This is a genomic window from Aeromicrobium sp. 636 (assembly GCF_024433585.1).
Classification (GTDB): Bacteria; Actinomycetota; Actinomycetes; order Propionibacteriales; family Nocardioidaceae; genus Aeromicrobium; species Aeromicrobium senzhongii.
The window spans coordinates 215967-232373 of the sequence record NZ_WNJU01000002.1 but is presented as its reverse complement, the minus strand read 5'-3'; the positions used below and the strand labels follow the sequence as shown (position 1 = coordinate 232373).

13 protein-coding genes are annotated in these 16407 nt (G+C 71.3%); 8 read left to right on the top strand and 5 right to left on the bottom strand.

The genetic code is table 11. The annotated features are described in order from the left end of the window. Positions 1 to 22 precede the first annotated feature (22 nt). The gene (locus GL325_RS07715; RefSeq protein WP_187769154.1) at positions 23 to 2167 is read right to left on the bottom strand and encodes a DUF4185 domain-containing protein; all 2145 of its coding nucleotides are present in this window, start codon (positions 2165 to 2167) and stop codon (positions 23 to 25) included. 91 nt (positions 2168 to 2258) lie between these two features. Between GL325_RS07715 and pcrA the strand changes: the two genes are divergently transcribed. Beyond that, positions 2259 to 4592, top strand: a complete 2334-nt coding sequence (gene pcrA, locus GL325_RS07710) for a DNA helicase PcrA (protein ID WP_187769153.1) — start codon at positions 2259 to 2261, stop codon at positions 4590 to 4592. Positions 4593 to 4717: 125 nt separating this feature from the next. On the opposite strand, the gene GL325_RS07705 is transcribed toward pcrA, so the two are convergent. Continuing rightward, positions 4718 to 5644: a M23 family metallopeptidase gene (locus GL325_RS07705; RefSeq protein WP_223111074.1), complete on the bottom strand. Its 927-nt coding sequence runs from the start codon at positions 5642 to 5644 to the stop codon at positions 4718 to 4720. Positions 5645 to 6053: 409 nt separating this feature from the next. Between GL325_RS07705 and sucC the strand changes: the two genes are divergently transcribed. Beyond that, complete coding sequence (gene sucC / locus GL325_RS07700) at positions 6054 to 7217, top strand: ADP-forming succinate--CoA ligase subunit beta (protein ID WP_187769151.1); 1164 nt, start codon at positions 6054 to 6056, stop codon at positions 7215 to 7217. A 9-nt stretch (positions 7218 to 7226) separates the two neighbouring features. Continuing rightward, positions 7227 to 8123, top strand: a complete 897-nt coding sequence (gene sucD, locus GL325_RS07695; protein ID WP_154596567.1) for a succinate--CoA ligase subunit alpha — start codon at positions 7227 to 7229, stop codon at positions 8121 to 8123. A gap of 174 nt (positions 8124 to 8297) precedes the next feature. Here the strand turns inward: sucD and GL325_RS07690 are convergent, their stop codons facing one another. Beyond that, a complete protein-coding gene (locus GL325_RS07690) occupies positions 8298 to 10112 on the bottom strand; it encodes a hypothetical protein (protein ID WP_187769150.1) in 1815 nt (604 codons plus the stop codon). A gap of 73 nt (positions 10113 to 10185) precedes the next feature. Between GL325_RS07690 and GL325_RS07685 the strand changes: the two genes are divergently transcribed. The 3 genes from GL325_RS07685 to purH are packed head-to-tail and all read left to right on the top strand — an operon-like array spanning position 10186 to position 13482. Further along, positions 10186 to 11310, top strand: a complete 1125-nt coding sequence (locus tag GL325_RS07685; protein WP_187769149.1) for a DUF6350 family protein — start codon at positions 10186 to 10188, stop codon at positions 11308 to 11310. Further along, the gene (purN, locus tag GL325_RS07680) at positions 11291 to 11929 is read left to right on the top strand and encodes a phosphoribosylglycinamide formyltransferase (protein ID WP_255955799.1); all 639 of its coding nucleotides are present in this window, start codon (positions 11291 to 11293) and stop codon (positions 11927 to 11929) included. The genes GL325_RS07685 and purN overlap by 20 nt, the downstream gene beginning before the upstream one ends. After that, positions 11926 to 13482 (top strand): bifunctional phosphoribosylaminoimidazolecarboxamide formyltransferase/IMP cyclohydrolase, encoded by a 1557-nt coding sequence (gene purH / locus GL325_RS07675; protein WP_187769148.1) that lies wholly within the window; start codon positions 11926 to 11928, stop codon positions 13480 to 13482. The genes purN and purH overlap by 4 nt, the downstream gene beginning before the upstream one ends. Here purH and GL325_RS07670 read toward each other — a convergent pair. Further along, entirely contained in the window at positions 13454 to 14134 is a 681-nt protein-coding gene (locus GL325_RS07670) for a TetR/AcrR family transcriptional regulator (RefSeq protein ID WP_187769147.1), read from the bottom strand. The two genes, purH and GL325_RS07670, sit on opposite strands and share 29 nt — an antisense overlap. 66 nt (positions 14135 to 14200) lie before the next feature. Between GL325_RS07670 and GL325_RS07665 the strand changes: the two genes are divergently transcribed. Together GL325_RS07665 and GL325_RS07660 are read left to right on the top strand one after the other, a co-directional pair. Next, complete coding sequence (locus GL325_RS07665) at positions 14201 to 15064, top strand: bifunctional methylenetetrahydrofolate dehydrogenase/methenyltetrahydrofolate cyclohydrolase (RefSeq protein ID WP_187411547.1); 864 nt, start codon at positions 14201 to 14203, stop codon at positions 15062 to 15064. Continuing rightward, on the top strand, positions 15061 to 15327 hold the full coding sequence (locus GL325_RS07660; protein WP_154596562.1) for a DUF3017 domain-containing protein: 267 nt from the start codon (positions 15061 to 15063) through the stop codon (positions 15325 to 15327). The genes GL325_RS07665 and GL325_RS07660 overlap by 4 nt, the downstream gene beginning before the upstream one ends. Positions 15328 to 15397: 70 nt before the next feature. Here the strand turns inward: GL325_RS07660 and GL325_RS07655 are convergent, their stop codons facing one another. Next, positions 15398 to 16387 (bottom strand): malate dehydrogenase, encoded by a 990-nt coding sequence (locus GL325_RS07655; RefSeq protein WP_187411548.1) that lies wholly within the window; start codon positions 16385 to 16387, stop codon positions 15398 to 15400. Positions 16388 to 16407 lie beyond the last annotated feature (20 nt).

Genomic DNA, 16407 nt, shown 5'->3' with positions numbered 1-16407 from the left:
CCGCCGGACAGACTCCGGCCGATCAGGGCAGGTCGATGCGCAGGAACTCGGGCCGGTAGAGGCTCGGATCGGCCTGGACGTCGCCGTCGGTCGTGTTCCGGCTGACCGAGACGACCATCGTCCCGGGCTCGGGGAAGAGGTCCGGATGGGCCAGCGGCATGTACCGCAGCTCCGAGCTGGTCGAGGGGATCTTGGCGACGGGCGGCAGGGCCGTGAACGGGCCGGTCGGGCTCGGGGCCTTCCACAGGACCAGGTCGGTGCCGACGAAGTCCGACTGCTTGCTGAGCGCGTACCAGGAGTCGCCCTCGCGGAAGACCGAGAACGTCTGCGAGACGCCGTCTCGCTGGTCGATGAGCGTGGCGGCACGGTCCTCGTCGCGCTGCCAGCGGCTGCCGTCCCAGTACCGCCACGTCGACTGGTCGGTGATGTCGGTCAGCCTGGCCCGGGCCACCGAGACGGCCCAGCCGAAGCCGTTCTCGGACGACCGGCTGGTGCCGTAGAGGTAGACGGTGTCCCCCACCACCGTCCCTGCCGCGCCCCACGTCGGGCGGGACGGGTCGGGGTCGTCCTTGCCGAGGTCCACGACGCGCTGCAGCACCGGCCCCTGCCCCGACTCGACGTCGAAGATCGCGACGGCCGGGCCGAGGTTGCGGAAGGCGAACGGGCCGTCGTCGCCGGTCTGCTCGACGCGCTGCGCCATCACGCCGACGAGGTCGTGCCCGTCGAGCTCCACCGACGCGATCGACATCGGCCAGTAGCCGACGCCGTCGGGACGGTCGGGGATCAGCGCACCGCGGTTGCGGCGCTGGACGAGCCCGGCACACCCGTCGCCGAGCACGAGCATCGAGTTGCGCACCATCGTGGTGCTGTCGTAGTCGGGCCGGCGGACCGTGTCGCCGAAGACGAAGAGCTCGCGCCCGTCGGCCAACGCCGTGCTGGCACCCACGTCCCCGCCCACGAAGCCCGCGATGTCGTCGACCGTCTCGATCCGCTGGTTGAGCTCCTCGACGTTCCGCGGCAGCGTCACGGGCGCGCAGGTCACCGTCACCGACGGCTGAGGGGCCGACGTCGTGAAGGCCGGCGCCGCGGGCGTCACGACGAGCACGCCGGCGAGGAACAGCGCCCCGAGAGCGGCGACGACGGGGCGGCGGCGCAGTGAGGGATGGACGCTCAGCAGACCCGGGCGGGACTCGGCCTCCGTGGCGGCGACCGTGGTGGCGGCCAGGCCGATCATCGTCCAGAGCATGAACATCAGCACGACGCGCTCGACACCCTCACCGTCGAAGTAGGCCAGGTCGCGGGTGCCCCACGTCGCCGCGCCCGGCGGCAGCCAGGCCAGCAGCGTCGGCCACACCACGGGCATCGGGGTCAACGGCCACGCGCCGATCGCGCCGGGGATCCCCAGCACGAGTCCCGCGATGCCCAGGCCCAGACCGAGGCCGCCGAACCACGCGATCAGCGCGAGGGCGACCGCACCGACGCCCAGGACGACCAGCGCGCCCAGAGCCGCGAGGGACCAGAAGGGCGCGTCGAAGCGGTCGATCACCACGTCGCTGAGGAACGCGCCGCCGACGCCGGCCACCGCAGCCCCTCCGGCCAGCACGGCGAAACGCAGCAGCACCAGACGGGGCCCGGCCGAGCGGGCTCCGAAGACCAGTCCCAGCAGCCCCGCGAACGCGACGCCGAGCAGCGCCCACCCCATGGCGAGCCGGAAGGGACCGACTCCCTGCGGGTCGCGCGCGCTCGTGGGGATCCGATCACTCACGCGCACGGTCTGCCCGCTGACGGCGAGGATCTCCTCGACCGTGGAGCGCACCTCGTCGGCCTCGGCGCGGCCGGCGGCGCTGGCCACCCACAGGACGTGTCGGTCCCCGCGGCCCAGCAGCAGGACACCGCTGACGGACCGGTCCCGCAGGCTGGCCTCGGCGGCCTTGCGCGACGGGCTCAGCCGCGCGGCGAGCGGTTGGTCGACCGGGCCGTTGAGCGCATCGCGCATCGTCGTGGCCTGGGGCTCCGGGCCCACGACGGCGACCGGGATCTCACGCGGGGCCGCCTGGGTCAGGCCCGGCAGCTCCGAGGCCGGATCGATCCGCACCAGCAGGGTCGTGAGCGCGATCGCCACCACGAAACCGGCGACCGTGAGGCCCACCCCCCGCACGCGGTCCATGGGGCCACCGTAGCGACGGCGCCGCGAGACGGCCGCCGCGCCGCCCGTCTCGGGGCAGCCTGTCGGGACCCGCGACTAGGCTGTATCCGCGATGACCCTGCCATTCCCCGTGCCCTCCTCCCGCCCGACCCGCCCGGGTCCCGACGGCCCCGAGCAGACCCCCGCGAAACGGCGGACGGCACGCTCCGACGAGCTGCTCGAAGGCCTGAACGACGCCCAGCGCACCGCGGTGTCACACACCGGTGGGCCCCTGTTGGTGGTCGCCGGCGCGGGCTCGGGCAAGACCCGGGTGCTGACCCGGCGCATCGCCTGGCTCATCGCCGCCCGCGGCGCCCACCCGGGCTCCATCTTGGCCATCACCTTCACCAACAAGGCCGCCGCCGAGATGCGCGAGCGCGTCGCCGACCTGGTCGGTGCGCGCGCCCGGATGATGTGGGTCTCGACGTTCCACTCCGCCTGCGTGCGGATCCTGCGCCGCGAGGCCGACAAGTTCAGCTACACCTCCTCGTTCAGCATCTACGACGCCGCCGACACGCGGCGGTTGATGACGCTCGTCGTCAAGGACCTCGACCTGGACCCCAAGAAGGTCAATCCGCGCGCGGTCCTGAACTGGGTGTCGAACCACAAGAACGAGCTGGTCGACCACGAGGAGGCCGGCCGCCGGGCCACCAACGGCACCGACGAGACGTACGCGCAGTGCTACGCCGAGTACCAGCGGCGCCTGCGTGCGGCCAACGCGATGGACTTCGACGACCTCATCATGAACACGGTCCACCTGCTGCAGGCCTTCCCCGAGGTCCGCGACACCTACCGCCGCCGGTTCCGCCACGTCCTCGTCGACGAGTACCAGGACACCAACCACGCCCAGTACACGCTCATCAAGGAGTTGTGCGACCAGGACTCCGACCTCATGGTCGTGGGCGACTCCGACCAGTCGATCTACGCCTTCCGCGGCGCCACGATCCGCAACATCCTCGAATTCGAGGACGACTTCCCCGACGCCGCCACCGTGCTGCTCGAGCAGAACTACCGGTCGACCCAGAACATCCTCGCGGCGGCCAACGGCGTCATCGCCCGCAACCCGGGCCGCCAGGACAAGAAACTGTGGTCCGCCGAGGGCGACGGCGAGCTGCTGGTCGGCTATGTCGCCGACGACGAGCGTGACGAGGCGCAGTTCGTCGCCGACGAGATCGACCGGCTCGCCGACGAGGGCATCGCGGTCGCGCGCGACATCGCGGTGTTCTACCGCACCAACGCGCAGAGCCGTGTCTTCGAGGAGGTGTTCATCCGCGTCGGACTGCCCTACCGCGTCGTCGGCGGCGTGCGCTTCTACGAGCGCAAGGAGGTCAAGGACGCCCTGGCCTACCTGCGGGTGCTGGCCAATCCCCGCGATGCCGTCTCGATGCGCCGCGTGCTCAACGAGCCCAAGCGCGGCATCGGCGACCGGGCCGAGAACGCGCTCGAGCGGTTCGCGACCCGTCACGACATCAGCTTCTGGGAGGCGATGACCCGCGTCGACGAGATCGACGAGCTGGGCACCCGCTCGCGCACCGCGGTCTCGAGCTTCGCCGCGACGATGTCCGGGCTGATGGACCTGGCCGCCTCCGGCGCGCCGGCCGATGCCGTGCTCGAGGCGGCCCTGACGAAGTCGGGCTACCTCACGGTGCTGGAGAACAGCACCGATCCGCAGGACGAGACCCGGGTCGAGAACCTGGCCGAGCTCGTGGCCGTCGCGCGCGAGTTCGTCGCGTCCGCGGCCACCCTCGACGAGGACGAGGAGAGCGACGACGACGTGGTCCTGGCCGCAGGCTCGCTGGACGCGTTCCTCGAGCGGGTCGCGCTGGTCGCCGACGCCGACTCGCTGCCCGACGCCAAGGACGGCGTCGTCACCTTGATGACGCTGCACACCGCCAAGGGCCTGGAGTTCCCCGTCGTGTTCCTGACCGGCCTCGAGGACGGCGTGTTCCCGCACCTGCGCTCGCTCGGCGACCCCGCCGAACTGCAGGAGGAGCGCCGCCTGGCGTACGTGGGCATCACCCGCGCGCGTGAGCGCCTCTACCTCACGCGCGCCACGGTGCGATCGGCCTGGGGCGCGCCGTCCTACAACCCGGCGTCGCGCTTCCTCGACGAGATCCCGCCGACCTTGATCGACTGGAAGCGTGAGGCCAGCGCACCGACGCAGTGGGCGCCGCGCACGCCGTCCGCGTCGTTCAAGTCCTCGGCCGTCGCGGCCCGCTCGAAGAAGAAGGCCGGCGGCGAGGTCGTGTCCCTGTCCCCCGGCGACCGCGTCACCCACGACAGCTTCGGTCTGGGCACCGTGGTCACGGTCGAGGGAACCGGCCAGAACACCGTCGCCAGCGTCGACTTCGGCTCGGCCGGGGTCAAGCGGCTGCTGCTGCGCTACGCCCCGCTCGAGAAGCTGTGAGGACGCGGGGCGACGCCCCGCGCCACCGCCCCGCGCTCACCGCTGAGCACCCCCTCAGACGACGGAGGCCGGACGCTGCGGGCCTCAGCCCACGCATCCGGCCTCCGATGAGTCCGAAGGGTCCGTCAGGGGTTCACGCCGTGCGCGGCGAGCATCGCTGCCGGGTCGGCGGGTCCGCCGCCGCCCGGGTGCACCTCGAGGTGCAGGTGCGGGCCGGTGACGTTGCCGGTCGAGCCCGTGGCGCCGATGACGTCACCGGGGCCGACCTTCTGGCCGGGCTGGACCTGGATCGAGCTCTGGTGGCAGTACCAGACCTCGGTGCCGTCGTTGAGCGTGATGACGGTCTTGTTGCCGTAGGCGCCCTCGTAGCCGGTCGACTTCACGGTGCCGGCGGCGATCGAGACGATCGTCGAGCCGGAGGGGCCGGCGAAGTCCAGGCCGGTGTGACGGCCGCTGCTCCAGTAGCCGCCGCCCTGGCCGAAGCGGGCCGTGATGCGGTAGCCGACGACCGGGATGACCCACTGGTTGCGGATCTTCTCCTCGGCGCGGGCCTGGACCTGCTGCTCTTCCCTGGCCTTCTGCTCAGCGAGCGCCATGGCGATCTGCTGGGCCTGCAGGGGCTTCTGCACCGCGAGCTCGCGGTCGTAGTTGCGCGAGACGTCGACCGCGTTGGTCGCGTTGGCGCCGACGTAGTTCTTGGCCAGAGCGGCATCGGCGCCGGCGAGCAGGCCGGGCGAGGTGACGCTCAGCGAGCCGATCGCGGCGATCGCGACGGCGGCGGCACCGGCCGCGAGGCGGGTGCGGCTCGAGACGGCGGCGCGGCGGGCCGCGCGGCGGGCGCCGGGGATCCGGCCGGAGGGAAGGGAGCCGACGGCGGGGAACGTGATGGTGTCCTCGACGGCGGGGGCGCTGCGCTCGGCACGCGCGGGGGTCGCGGCGGGCTGGTCGACGGCGGCCTTGACGGCCTTCGGCGCGGCGACGGGAGTCGGGCGCTTCGCCCGGCGGCCGACGGTGTAGGTCTGTGACGTCGACTCGGCGCTCACGGCGTTCATCACCATGGTGGAGTCGTGGTCGGTCTCGACGGGACGTACTGCACGGCGCGATCCAACGCGTCCGGTGTTCTCAGGGGCATCGGGGGTCGACCGACCGCTCTTCCTCGAGCGATCGAGTTCGGACATACGGTTTGCGCCTCCGGGGGGTCAGGCTGTCGGACTCCGCGAGTCTAGGGGACTCGGGGTCCACGATTCCAACTTTCGACCCGGGTGAACGGCGGTTAACTCCCAGATAACAGAGGAAAGTCGATCCCGCATGTCCAGATGACGGGACGGTGTTTCAACTCACGTTTACACAACCCAGCCCTGAACGGCGGCCTCACGCCCGGTAGAGTCGCGAGCGCTTCGGCGGCGTCGCGTCCACGGCGGCCGCTGAACCACAGCGAATCCCACCATTAAGGACGTCACCGTGGATCTGATGGAATATCAGGCGAAGGAGCTCTTCGCCAAGCACAACGTCGCAACGACCCTCGGCACCGTGGTCACCACGGCCGAAGGGGCCAAGGCCGCTGCCGAGCAGTTGGGCGGCGTCACCGTCATCAAGGCGCAGGTCAAGGCCGGCGGCCGCGGCAAGGCCGGCGGCGTCAAGATCGCCAAGACCGCCGACGAGGCCTTCGAGCACGCGTCGAACATCCTGGGCATGGAGATCAAGGGCCTCACGGTCAACCGCGTGCTGGTCACGCCGGCGACTCCCCCGGTCGAGGAGTACTACTTCTCGTTCCTGCTCGATCGCGCGAACCGCAGCTACCTGTGCATCGCGAGCGTCGAGGGTGGTGTCGAGATCGAGGAGGTCGCGAAGACCAACCCCGAGGCCGTGCGCCAGATCCCGATCGACGCCGGCACCGGCGTCGACGAGGCCAAGGCCCGTGAGATCGTCGCCGACGCGAAGTTCCCGGCCGAGCTGGCCGACCAGGCCGTCGAGATGATCCAGGCCCTGTGGAAGGTCTTCGTCGAGGAGGACGCGACGCTGGTCGAGGTCAACCCGCTGGCGCGCCTCGAGGGCGACAAGCTGGAGGCCCTCGACGGCAAGGTCTCGCTCGACGAGAACGCCGAGTTCCGTCACCCCGAGCACGAGGCGTTCGTCGACAACGACGCCACCGACCCGCTCGAGGTCAAGGCCAAGTCGAAGGGCCTGAACTACGTCAAGCTCGACGGCGAGGTCGGCATCATCGGCAACGGCGCGGGCCTGGTCATGAGCACGCTCGACGTGGTCGCGTACGCCGGTGAGGCACACGGCGGCGTCAAGCCCGCCAACTTCCTCGACATCGGCGGCGGCGCCTCGGCGCAGGTCATGGCCGACGGCCTGGACGTCATCTTGAACGATGAGCAGGTCAAGAGCGTGTTCGTCAACGTCTTCGGTGGCATCACGTCCTGTGACGCGGTCGCCAACGGCATCAAGGGCGCGCTCGAGATCCTCGGCGACGAGGCCACCAAGCCGCTCGTCGTGCGTCTCGACGGCAACAAGGTCGACGAGGGCCGCGCGATCCTCAACGAACTGAACCACCCGCTGGTCACGCTCGTCGACACCATGGACGGTGCCGCCGACAAGGCCGCCGAGCTCGCGAACGCGTAAGGGACGAAAATGGCGATCTATCTCAACTCTGACTCCAAGGTCATCGTCCAGGGCATCACGGGCGGCGAGGGCACCAAGCACACCGCCCTCATGCTCAAGTCCGGCACCAACGTCGTGGGCGGTGTCAACGCGCGCAAGGCCGGCACCACGGTCACGCACGTCGATGCCGACGGCAACGACGTCGAGCTCCCCGTCTTCGGCTCGGTCGCCGAGGCGATGGAGAAGACCGGCGCCGACGTGTCGGTGGCCTTCGTGCCGCCGGCGTTCACCAAGGACGCCGTCATCGAGGCCATCGACGCCGAGATCGGCCTGCTGGTGATCATCACCGAGGGCGTGCCGGTCCAGGACACGGCCGAGTTCTGGGCGTACGCCCAGGGCAAGAAGACCCGCATCATCGGCCCCAACTGCCCGGGCATCATCAGCCCCGGGCAGGCGCTGGCCGGCATCACGCCGGCCACGATCGCCGGTGCGGGCCCGATCGGTCTGGTGTCCAAGTCGGGCACCCTGACCTACCAGATGATGTTCGAGCTGCGTGACTTCGGCTTCACCACCGCCATCGGCATCGGCGGCGACCCGGTCATCGGCACGACGCACATCGATGCGCTCGAGGCGTTCGAGAACGACCCCGACACCAAGGCGATCGTGATGATCGGCGAGATCGGTGGCGACGCCGAGGAGCGTGCGGCCGAGTACATCAAGGCCCACGTCACCAAGCCGGTCGTCGGCTACGTCGCGGGCTTCACGGCCCCCGAGGGCAAGACGATGGGCCACGCCGGCGCCATCGTGTCCGGTTCCTCGGGCACCGCCCAGGCGAAGAAGGAGGCCCTCGAGGCCGCCGGGGTCAAGGTCGGCAAGACGCCGTCCGAGACCGCCGCCCTCATGCGGGAGATCCTGCAGAGCCTCTGACACCCGTCAGCACGAAGCCCCCGCGACCTCACGGTCGCGGGGGCTTCGTCGTTGCGGGGGGCGGGTGGCCGGATTACCACGGGACCATGGGAATCCGTCACCTCCCTGGGGAAGTTTCCCCGGGGAGGCGCTGGTTTACCACGGGACCGTGGTAAACCGACACCGCACGCGCGCTCACTGCGGGGCGTAGGCGAGGCGCTCACCGGCGCGCTTGAGCACGGCACGGAACTCGCCGCCGGAGATGGCGAACTTGCCCGCGGGCGGGAAGAGCACCTGGGTGACGTCCTTGCCGCGGCGCACGATGCCCATCCGGTAGTAGACGACCTTGTTCTTGCCGATCTCCAGGCCGATGCGCCACGACATGCCCGTGAAGCCCTCGCCCCTGATCTTCTTGGCCTCGTCGATCTTGGCCGGGAGGTCGCTGTCGGGGCAGCGGTCGACCTTCTTGCGGATCCGGTCGTAGAACGCCTTCGCGGCCCGGTCGTCGGTGAAGCGGCCGACCGTCTGCGTGAGCGCGAACTGCTCGGGCAGCACCGGCGCCTCGGGGATCGCGAACACGCGCGCCTGGGCCTGCACGACGGACTTGCCGGTGAAGGAGGCGTCGTCGCACAGGGTCGCCGTGGGGTTCTGCTCACCGACCTCGATGGGGGCGCTGGCGCTCCAGACGCTGTCGACGGTCTTGACCGGCGGCAGGTCGACGACGTCGAGGAACTCGGGGTACTTCCCCACCGGCGGCGGCAGCGCCGACGTGACGGTGAACCGCTCGGTGCAGTCGCCACCGGAGTCCGCGCACACGCGGCTGATGGACTCGTTCAGCACGCGCGCGAACTCGCGGACGTCGGTGCGCTCGGTGCCCGGCGCCTCGTGCACCAGGGTGCTGGTGAGCGAGCCGGACTGCGCCAGGCCCACCGTGATGAACCGGGCCGGTGAGCGGTAGGACTGCAGGCGCAGGATGTCGAAGTCGCCGAACGGACGCTCGACGCGATACGCGTCGACGAGGCGAGTGCGCGGGTGCTGGCAGCCGGCGTAGAACGACACGAGCCGGTCGAACGCGGCCTCCGAGGCCGCCTGCGACCGCGAGACCTCGAGGGCCTGCGCCACGCGTCCGCCGCGCTCGTTGCTGAAGGCCCGCACGAACACCTTGAGGGGGTCTGGGTCGGCGAAGCGCGAGGTCGGACAGGTCGCGTACGGCGTCGCGTTCTTCGGGTCGGTGTCGGTGGCGTCGACCTTCCACGTCGTGTCGGGCCGCAGGTGCGCCACCTCGCTGGCCGACAGCAGGTCGTCGGTGCCGATGTTGTGCGAGTCCAGCACGATGTCGCGCGACTCGGCGCCGATCTTCTCGCGGTCGGGCAGTGCCGACTGACGCTCCATCGCGTCACCCTGGGCCACGAAGGCTCCGCCGAAGAGCGTCAGGACGAGGGCGGCCACCACGGCCAGGACGGTGTTGCGACGCGCCCCGCGACTCGCGGAGCGCCGCACCTCGGGCGCGGTCGGCAGATCCATGCCGGCGGTGACGACCGCGAGGGCACGCATCCGCTCGACGACCTCGTCGAGGCTCGCGCCGAGGCCCTCCTCGATCCGGCTGAATCCGCGGGACGCCAGCTCCAGCGCCTCCTCGTCACCGACTCCCACCTCGAGCGCCGCCTCGTCGAGGTCGACGTCGGCGATCGTCATGAGGCTGATCAGCCGCCGGGACGGCTGGTCGAGGTCGTCGAGCTGCTTGAGCAACGCCCGGTCGGTGTCGTGGGGACGCTTGCGGCGCAGCGGGTGCGTGCTGCGGATCAGCGCCGTCCCCTTCCACGCCTCGGCGCGGACGAACGCCGCCGGGTCGGCGGCCGAGACGCGGGCCCACTGGGCCCAGGCGTGCCGGTAGGCCTCGATCGTGGCGTCGCGAGCGACGTCGCGATCGCCGCACTTGGCGTACGTCGTGACGAGCGTCACGCGCTGCGTCGCCGAATAGAAGGCGTCGAACTCGTCGACTCGAGTCATCCGTCCGCCTCCCTTCGATCCGCCCCGGCGTGTGCTGTCAGGATCGTCGCCACAGTACCGGTTGGATGGTGAGATGCCTGAGTCCCGTGCTGCCGATCAGTGGCGCCCGGCGATCCTCACCGCGGCCGGATCGGCCCTTCTCAGCATCCTCCTCGCGGGCGCCGCGACGCTGGCGACCGGGACGGCCGACTCGACCGTCGCCGTGATCCGGACGTCGATCCGCGCCTGGCTCGTCACCGTGGGTGCGACCCTGACGACCGGCGAGACCCGGATCGACATGGTGCCGGTGGGCGCGACGCTCCTGGTGATCGTCCTGGTGTTCACGTTCACCCGCCTGACCTTGCGGACCCCCATCGTCGACCCCGTCGCCTTCGGGGCGATGACCGGCGGCATCGCGGGCGTGCTCGCCGGGATCTGCTCCGCGGCGACGATGACCGACGCCCACAGCACGAACTTCGTCCGGGCCGCCTTCGGCGCGTTCGTCGTCGTCGGCCTGCCGGCCGCCTGGGGTGCCGCTCGACGCTCGGGCATCGCCTGGCTCGGACTCCCCCGCCGCTGGGCCCCGGTCGCCGACGGTGCCGCCACCGGCGTGATCGGCCTGCTGGGCGGCGCGACGATCCTGACGCTGGTCATGCTCGTGCGGCACCTCGACCGCGCCGCCGACCTGTGGGCCACCCTCGACCCCGGTGGCCCCTTCCTGCTCGGCCTGATGTGCCTGCTGGCGTTCCCCACGCTCGTCCTGTGGTCGGCGTCGGTCCTGCTGGGCCCGGGGTTCACCCTGGGCAGCGACACCTCCGTCGACCTCGCCGGCAGCGCGCTGGGCTCGGTGCCCGGCTTCCCGCCGCTGGCGGCACTGCCCGATCCCGGTCCGTTCGGCGGCTGGGTCGTGCTGGTGACGCTCGTCCCGCTGGCTGCCGGCGTCGCCGCCGGGCTGGTCGCCTTCACCGGCATCCCGGTTCCCGAGCGCGGGTGGGCACGAGTCGCCGCGGACGGGGCGCTGGCGGGCGCGGTGGGCGGTGCCCTCGTGGGGCTGCTGATCGAGACCTCGCGCGGCTCCCTCGGGCCCGGAGCGCTGCAGACGGCCGGGCCGCCCGCCTGGCAGGGCCTGCTCATCGCCGTGCCCCTGCTGGCGGCGGGCGGCGCCCTCGGTGCGATCGGCGCCCACTATCGTTCTGCACGTGACCGCGCCTCGTCCTGAGCCCGCCCGGCTCGTGGTCCTCGTCTCGGGCTCCGGGACCAACCTGCAGGCCCTGATCGACGCCTCGGCCGACCCGGCCTACGGTGCCCGGATCGTCGCGGTCGGCGCCGATCGCGACGGTATCGAAGGTCTCGCCCGCGCCGAGCGTGCCGGCATCACCACGTTCGTCGACCGCGTGGGTGATCACCCCTCGCGGGAGGACTGGGACGCGTCCCTCGCCGAGCAGGTCGCCGCCCACCGCCCCGACCTCGTCGTGCTGGCCGGCTTCATGAAGCTCACCGGGCCGGCCTTCCTGGCGCGGTTCGGCGGTCGCACCGTCAACACCCACCCGGCGCTGTCGCCGTCCTTCCCCGGCATGCACGGGCCCCGCGACGCCCTCGAGTACGGCGTCAAGGTCACGGGCGCGACGCTCTTCGTCGTCGATGCCGGCGTCGACACCGGGCCGATCGTGGCCCAGGTCGCGGTGCCGGTCGAGGACGACGACGACCCCGAGTCCCTGCACGAACGCATCAAGACCCACGAGCGGGCCATGCTCGTCGAGTGGGTCGGCCGCCTGGCCCGCGAGCCCTGGACGATCGAGGGCCGTCGCATCCGCTTCCAGCCGAAGGACCCGTCATGACCGACCTCCGCCCCATCAAGCGCGCCCTCGTCTCGGTGTACGACAAGACCGGACTGACCGAGCTCGCTGCCGCCCTGCACGCCGAGGGCGTCTCGATCGTCTCGACCGGCTCCACCGCCAAGACGATCGAGGCCGCCGGCATCCCGGTGACCCCGGTGGAGGAGCTCACCGGCTTCCCCGAGTGCCTCGACGGCCGGGTCAAGACCCTGCACCCGCGCGTGCACGCCGGCATCCTGGCCGACCGCCGCCTGGCGGACCACGCGCGCCAGCTCGAGGAGCTCGACATCGAGCCGTTCGACCTGGTGATCGTCAACCTCTACCCCTTCCGCGAGACCGTCGCGTCGGGCGCCGCTCCCGACGAGGTCGTCGAGCAGATCGACATCGGCGGACCGTCGATGGTGCGCGCCGCCGCCAAGAACCACCCCAGCGTCGCCGTCGTCGTGTCGCCGAGCGCCTACGGCGAGGTGAGCCAGGCCCTGGCGAACGGCGGGTTCACCTTCGACCAGCGCAAGCGCCTCGCCGCCCAGGCGTTCGCGCACACCGCCGCCTACGACGTCGCCGTCGCCTCGTGGTTCTCCTCGACCTACGCCCCGGCCGATGCCGAGCCGTTCCCGGCGTTCGCCGGCGCGACGTGGGACCGGTCCGCCGTCCTGCGCTACGGCGAGAACCCGCACCAGCCCGCCGCGCTCTACACCGACGGCACGAGCGGCCTGGCCGGCGCCGAGCAGCTGCACGGCAAGGAGATGTCGTACAACAACTACGTCGACACCGACGCCGCCCGCCGCGCCGCGTTCACCCATGAGAAGCCCGCCGTGGCGATCATCAAGCACGCCAACCCGTGCGGCATCGCCGTGGGCACCGACATCGCCCAGGCCCACGCGCGGGCCCATGCCTGCGACCCGGTCTCGGCCTTCGGCGGAGTCATCGCGGCCAACCGCCCCGTCACCGTCGCCATGGCCGAGCAGGTCGCCGAGGTCTTCACCGAGGTGATCGTGGCGCCCGACTACGAGGACGGCGCCGTCGAGATCCTGCAGGGCAAGAAGAACATCCGCATCCTGCGCTGCCCGGCACCGTCGCACGAGTCGCCGGTCGAGTTCCGGCCGATCAGCGGCGGTGTGCTGCTGCAGCGCCGTGACCTGGTCGACGCCGAGGGCGACGACCCGACGACGTGGACGCTCGCCGCCGGCGAGCCGGTCGACTCCGACACCTTCGCCGACCTCGTGTTCGCGTGGCGCGCGTGCAAGGCGGTCAAGTCGAACGCCATCTTGCTGGCCAAGGACGGCGCGTCCGTCGGCATCGGCATGGGTCAGGTCAACCGGGTCGATTCGTGCCGCCTCGCGGTCGAGCGCGCCGGCGAGGACCGCGCGCGCGGCTCGGTGGCCGCGTCCGACGCGTTCTTCCCGTTCGCGGACGGGCCTCAGATCCTGATCGACGCGGGCGTCACGGCGATCGTCCAGCCGGGTGGCTCGGTGCGCGACGCCGAGACGGTCGCCGCGGCGGCTGCCGCCGGCGTCACGATGTACGTCACGGGGACTCGTCACTTCTTCCACTGAGCACCTGCTGGCGCAGGTCCTCCAGCATCTGCGTGCCGGCCTCGTCGTCGATCAGATGACCGATGACGAGGGCGCGCAGTGCGCGCACCACTTTGACGGCCTCCTCGGCCTCGGTGTTGACCCCCGCCGACCGGCGCAGGGCGACGCCCGCGACGACGGACACCATGTCCTCGGCCAGACCCGACGGATCGGGGATGCCCGCCGACACCAGCAGCTTGACGAGCACGTCGGTCGCCGTCGTCAGCGCCGTCACCGCGGCCTCGCGCAGCTGGGGGTCGCGGGCCGCGCCGAGGATGACCGCGAGCTCGCGGGTGGCGGTGGTGGCCGGGCGCTGGGCGAAGATGCCCGCCGCGAACTCCACGGACGTGTCCTTCGTGATGAACCCGACCAGGCCCTGCACGTCGACGTCGGCCAGCCGGGCCATCGTGGCCAGCCAACCCTGGATGTGGTGCTGGAGCGCCTCGCGCAGCAGCTCATCGATCGTCGCGAAGTAGTAGGTCGTCGTCGCGGCCGGAAGACCGGCCGCCGCCGCGACCGCTCGATGGGTGACGGCCCGGGAGCCGCCTTCGACGAAAAGGTCCAGAGCAGCGTTCAGCAGGGCCTCGCGGCGCTGCCGACTGCGCTCTTGGGACAACTGCGCCCGCGAAGTCATGTCCGCAGTCTAGGGCTCAACGGACCGGACCCCCGGCGGACTGCCTCAGCGTGAAAGACTGGGTCCGTGACCGCCCAGACCCTCGACGGCAAGGCCGTCGCCGCCACCATCAAGTCCGAGCTGCGTGATCGTGTCGACGCCCTGCGCGCCCGCGGCATCACGCCCGGCCTCGGCACGATCCTCGTCGGCGACGACCCGGCCAGCCGCTGGTACGTCGGCGCCAAGCACAAGGACTGCGCCGAGATCGGCATCGAGTCGATCCGCATCGACCTGCCGGCCGACGCGAGCCAGGCCGAGGTCGAGGCGGCCGTCGACGAGCTCAACGCCGACCCGAAGTGCACCCTCTACATCGTGCAGCTGCCGCTGCCGAAAGGGCTGGACGAGAACGCCGTGATCGGCCGGATCGACCCGGCGAAGGATGCCGACGGCCTGCATCCGACGAACCTGGGCTGGCTCGTGCTGGGCAAGCCCGCTCCCCTGCCGTGCACCCCGCGCGGCATCCTCGAGTTGCTGCGCCGCCACGACGTCGAGATCGCCGGCAAGCATGCCGTGGTCGTCGGCCGCGGCATCACGGTCGGCCGTCCCATGGGCCTGTTGCTGACCCGCCGCAGCGAGAACGCCACCGTCACCCTGTGCCACACCGGCACGCGCGACCTGGCGGCCGAGGTGCGCCGCGCCGACATCGTCATCGCCGCCGCGGGCGTCCCGGGCATCATCACCGGCGACATGGTCAAGCCGGGTGCCGCGTTGCTCGACGTCGGCGTCAGCCGCGACGAGAACGGCAAGATCGTCGGCGACCTCGCGCCGGACGTGTGGGACACCGCCGGCTGGGTCACCCCCAACCCCGGCGGCGTCGGGCCGATGACGCGGGCGATGCTGCTCAGCAACGTCGTCGACTTCAGCGAGGCCGCCGCCGAGGACGCCGGGTGAAGCTCCCCCGAAGCAACGGGTCGCGGATCTACCTGGTGCACCTGCTGGCGGTCGCGGTCGGGCTGGGGATGGTCGTGCTCGGCCCCTGGCGTGCGGGCCTCATGGTGATCGGTGTCTCGTTCATGGTCTCCGCGGTCGCCCGCATGGTCGTGCCGATCGACCACACCGGCATGCTGCGCGTGCGCGGCAAGCTGTTCGACGTCGTGTGGATGGGCTTCCTGGGCGTCTCGCTGCTCGTGCTGGCGATCCTCGTGCCGTCCTGAGCGGTACCCCGAGACGAAAAAGAAGCAGGGCCGCCCCGAGGGGCGGCCCTGCTTGCGTTCGCTACTCGGCTCAGATGAGGCCCAGCTGCGTGACCGCGTCGCGCTCCTCCGCGAGCTCGGCGACGCTGGCGTCGATCCGGGCGCGGCTGAACTCGTCGATCTCGAGACCCTGGACGATCTCCCAGTCACCGTTCTTGGTGGTGACGGGGAACGAGCTGATGAGGCCCTCGGGCACACCGTAGGAGCCGTCGGACGCCACGGCCATGGAGACCCAGTCGTTCTCGGCGGAGCCGGTCAGCCAGTCGCGGGCGGCGTCGATCGTGGCCGAGGCGGCCGAGGCGGCGCTGGACGCACCGCGGGCCTCGATGATCGCGGCGCCGCGCTTGGCGACGGTCGGGATGAAGTCGTTCTCGATCCAGGCCTGGTCGTCGACGACCTCGGCGGCGTTCCGGCCGGCGATCTCGGCGTGGAAGATGTCCGGGTACTGGGTGGCCGAGTGGTTGCCCCAGATCGTCATCTTGGTGATGTCCGCGACCTTGGCGCCGGTCTTGGCGGCCAGCTGGCTGATCGCCCGGTTGTGGTCGAGGCGGGTCAGGGCGGTGAAGCGCTCGGCCGGGATGTTCGGCGCGTTCTTCATCGCGATCAGCGCGTTGGTGTTCGCCGGGTTGCCGGTGACGCCGATGCGGATGTCGTCGGCCGCGACCTCGTTGAGGGCCTTGCCCTGCGCGGTGAAGATCGCGCCGTTGGCCTCCAGCAGGTCGCCGCGCTCCATGCCCTTGGTGCGCGGACGCGCGCCCACGAGCAGGGCGAGGTTCGCGCCGTCGAAGATGTGGTTCGGGTCGTCACCGATCTCGACCGAGTCCAGCGTCGGGAACGCGCAGTCGTCGAGCTCCATCACGACGCCCTCGAGCGCCTTGAGCGCCGGGGTGATCTCGAGCAGCCGCAGCTGGATCGGGGTGTCGGGACCGAGCAGCGAGCCGCTGGCAAGACGGAAGAGAAGGCTGTAGCCGATCTGGCCGGCGGCGCCGGTGACGGCCACCTTGACAGGAGAGGTGCTCACGTCGATGTGCTCCTTGTGTG

Coding starts and splice junctions, on each gene's coding strand:
- GL325_RS07715 (WP_187769154.1), bottom strand. CDS start 2,167: ATGGACCGCGTGCGGGGGGTGGGCCTCACGGTCGCCGGTTTCGTGGTG.
- pcrA (WP_187769153.1), top strand. CDS start 2,259: ATGACCCTGCCATTCCCCGTGCCCTCCTCCCGCCCGACCCGCCCGGGT.
- GL325_RS07705 (WP_223111074.1), bottom strand. CDS start 5,644: ATGAACGCCGTGAGCGCCGAGTCGACGTCACAGACCTACACCGTCGGC.
- sucD (WP_154596567.1), top strand. CDS start 7,227: ATGGCGATCTATCTCAACTCTGACTCCAAGGTCATCGTCCAGGGCATC.
- GL325_RS07690 (WP_187769150.1), bottom strand. CDS start 10,112: ATGACTCGAGTCGACGAGTTCGACGCCTTCTATTCGGCGACGCAGCGC.
- GL325_RS07685 (WP_187769149.1), top strand. CDS start 10,186: ATGCCTGAGTCCCGTGCTGCCGATCAGTGGCGCCCGGCGATCCTCACC.
- purH (WP_187769148.1), top strand. CDS start 11,926: ATGACCGACCTCCGCCCCATCAAGCGCGCCCTCGTCTCGGTGTACGAC.
- GL325_RS07670 (WP_187769147.1), bottom strand. CDS start 14,134: ATGACTTCGCGGGCGCAGTTGTCCCAAGAGCGCAGTCGGCAGCGCCGC.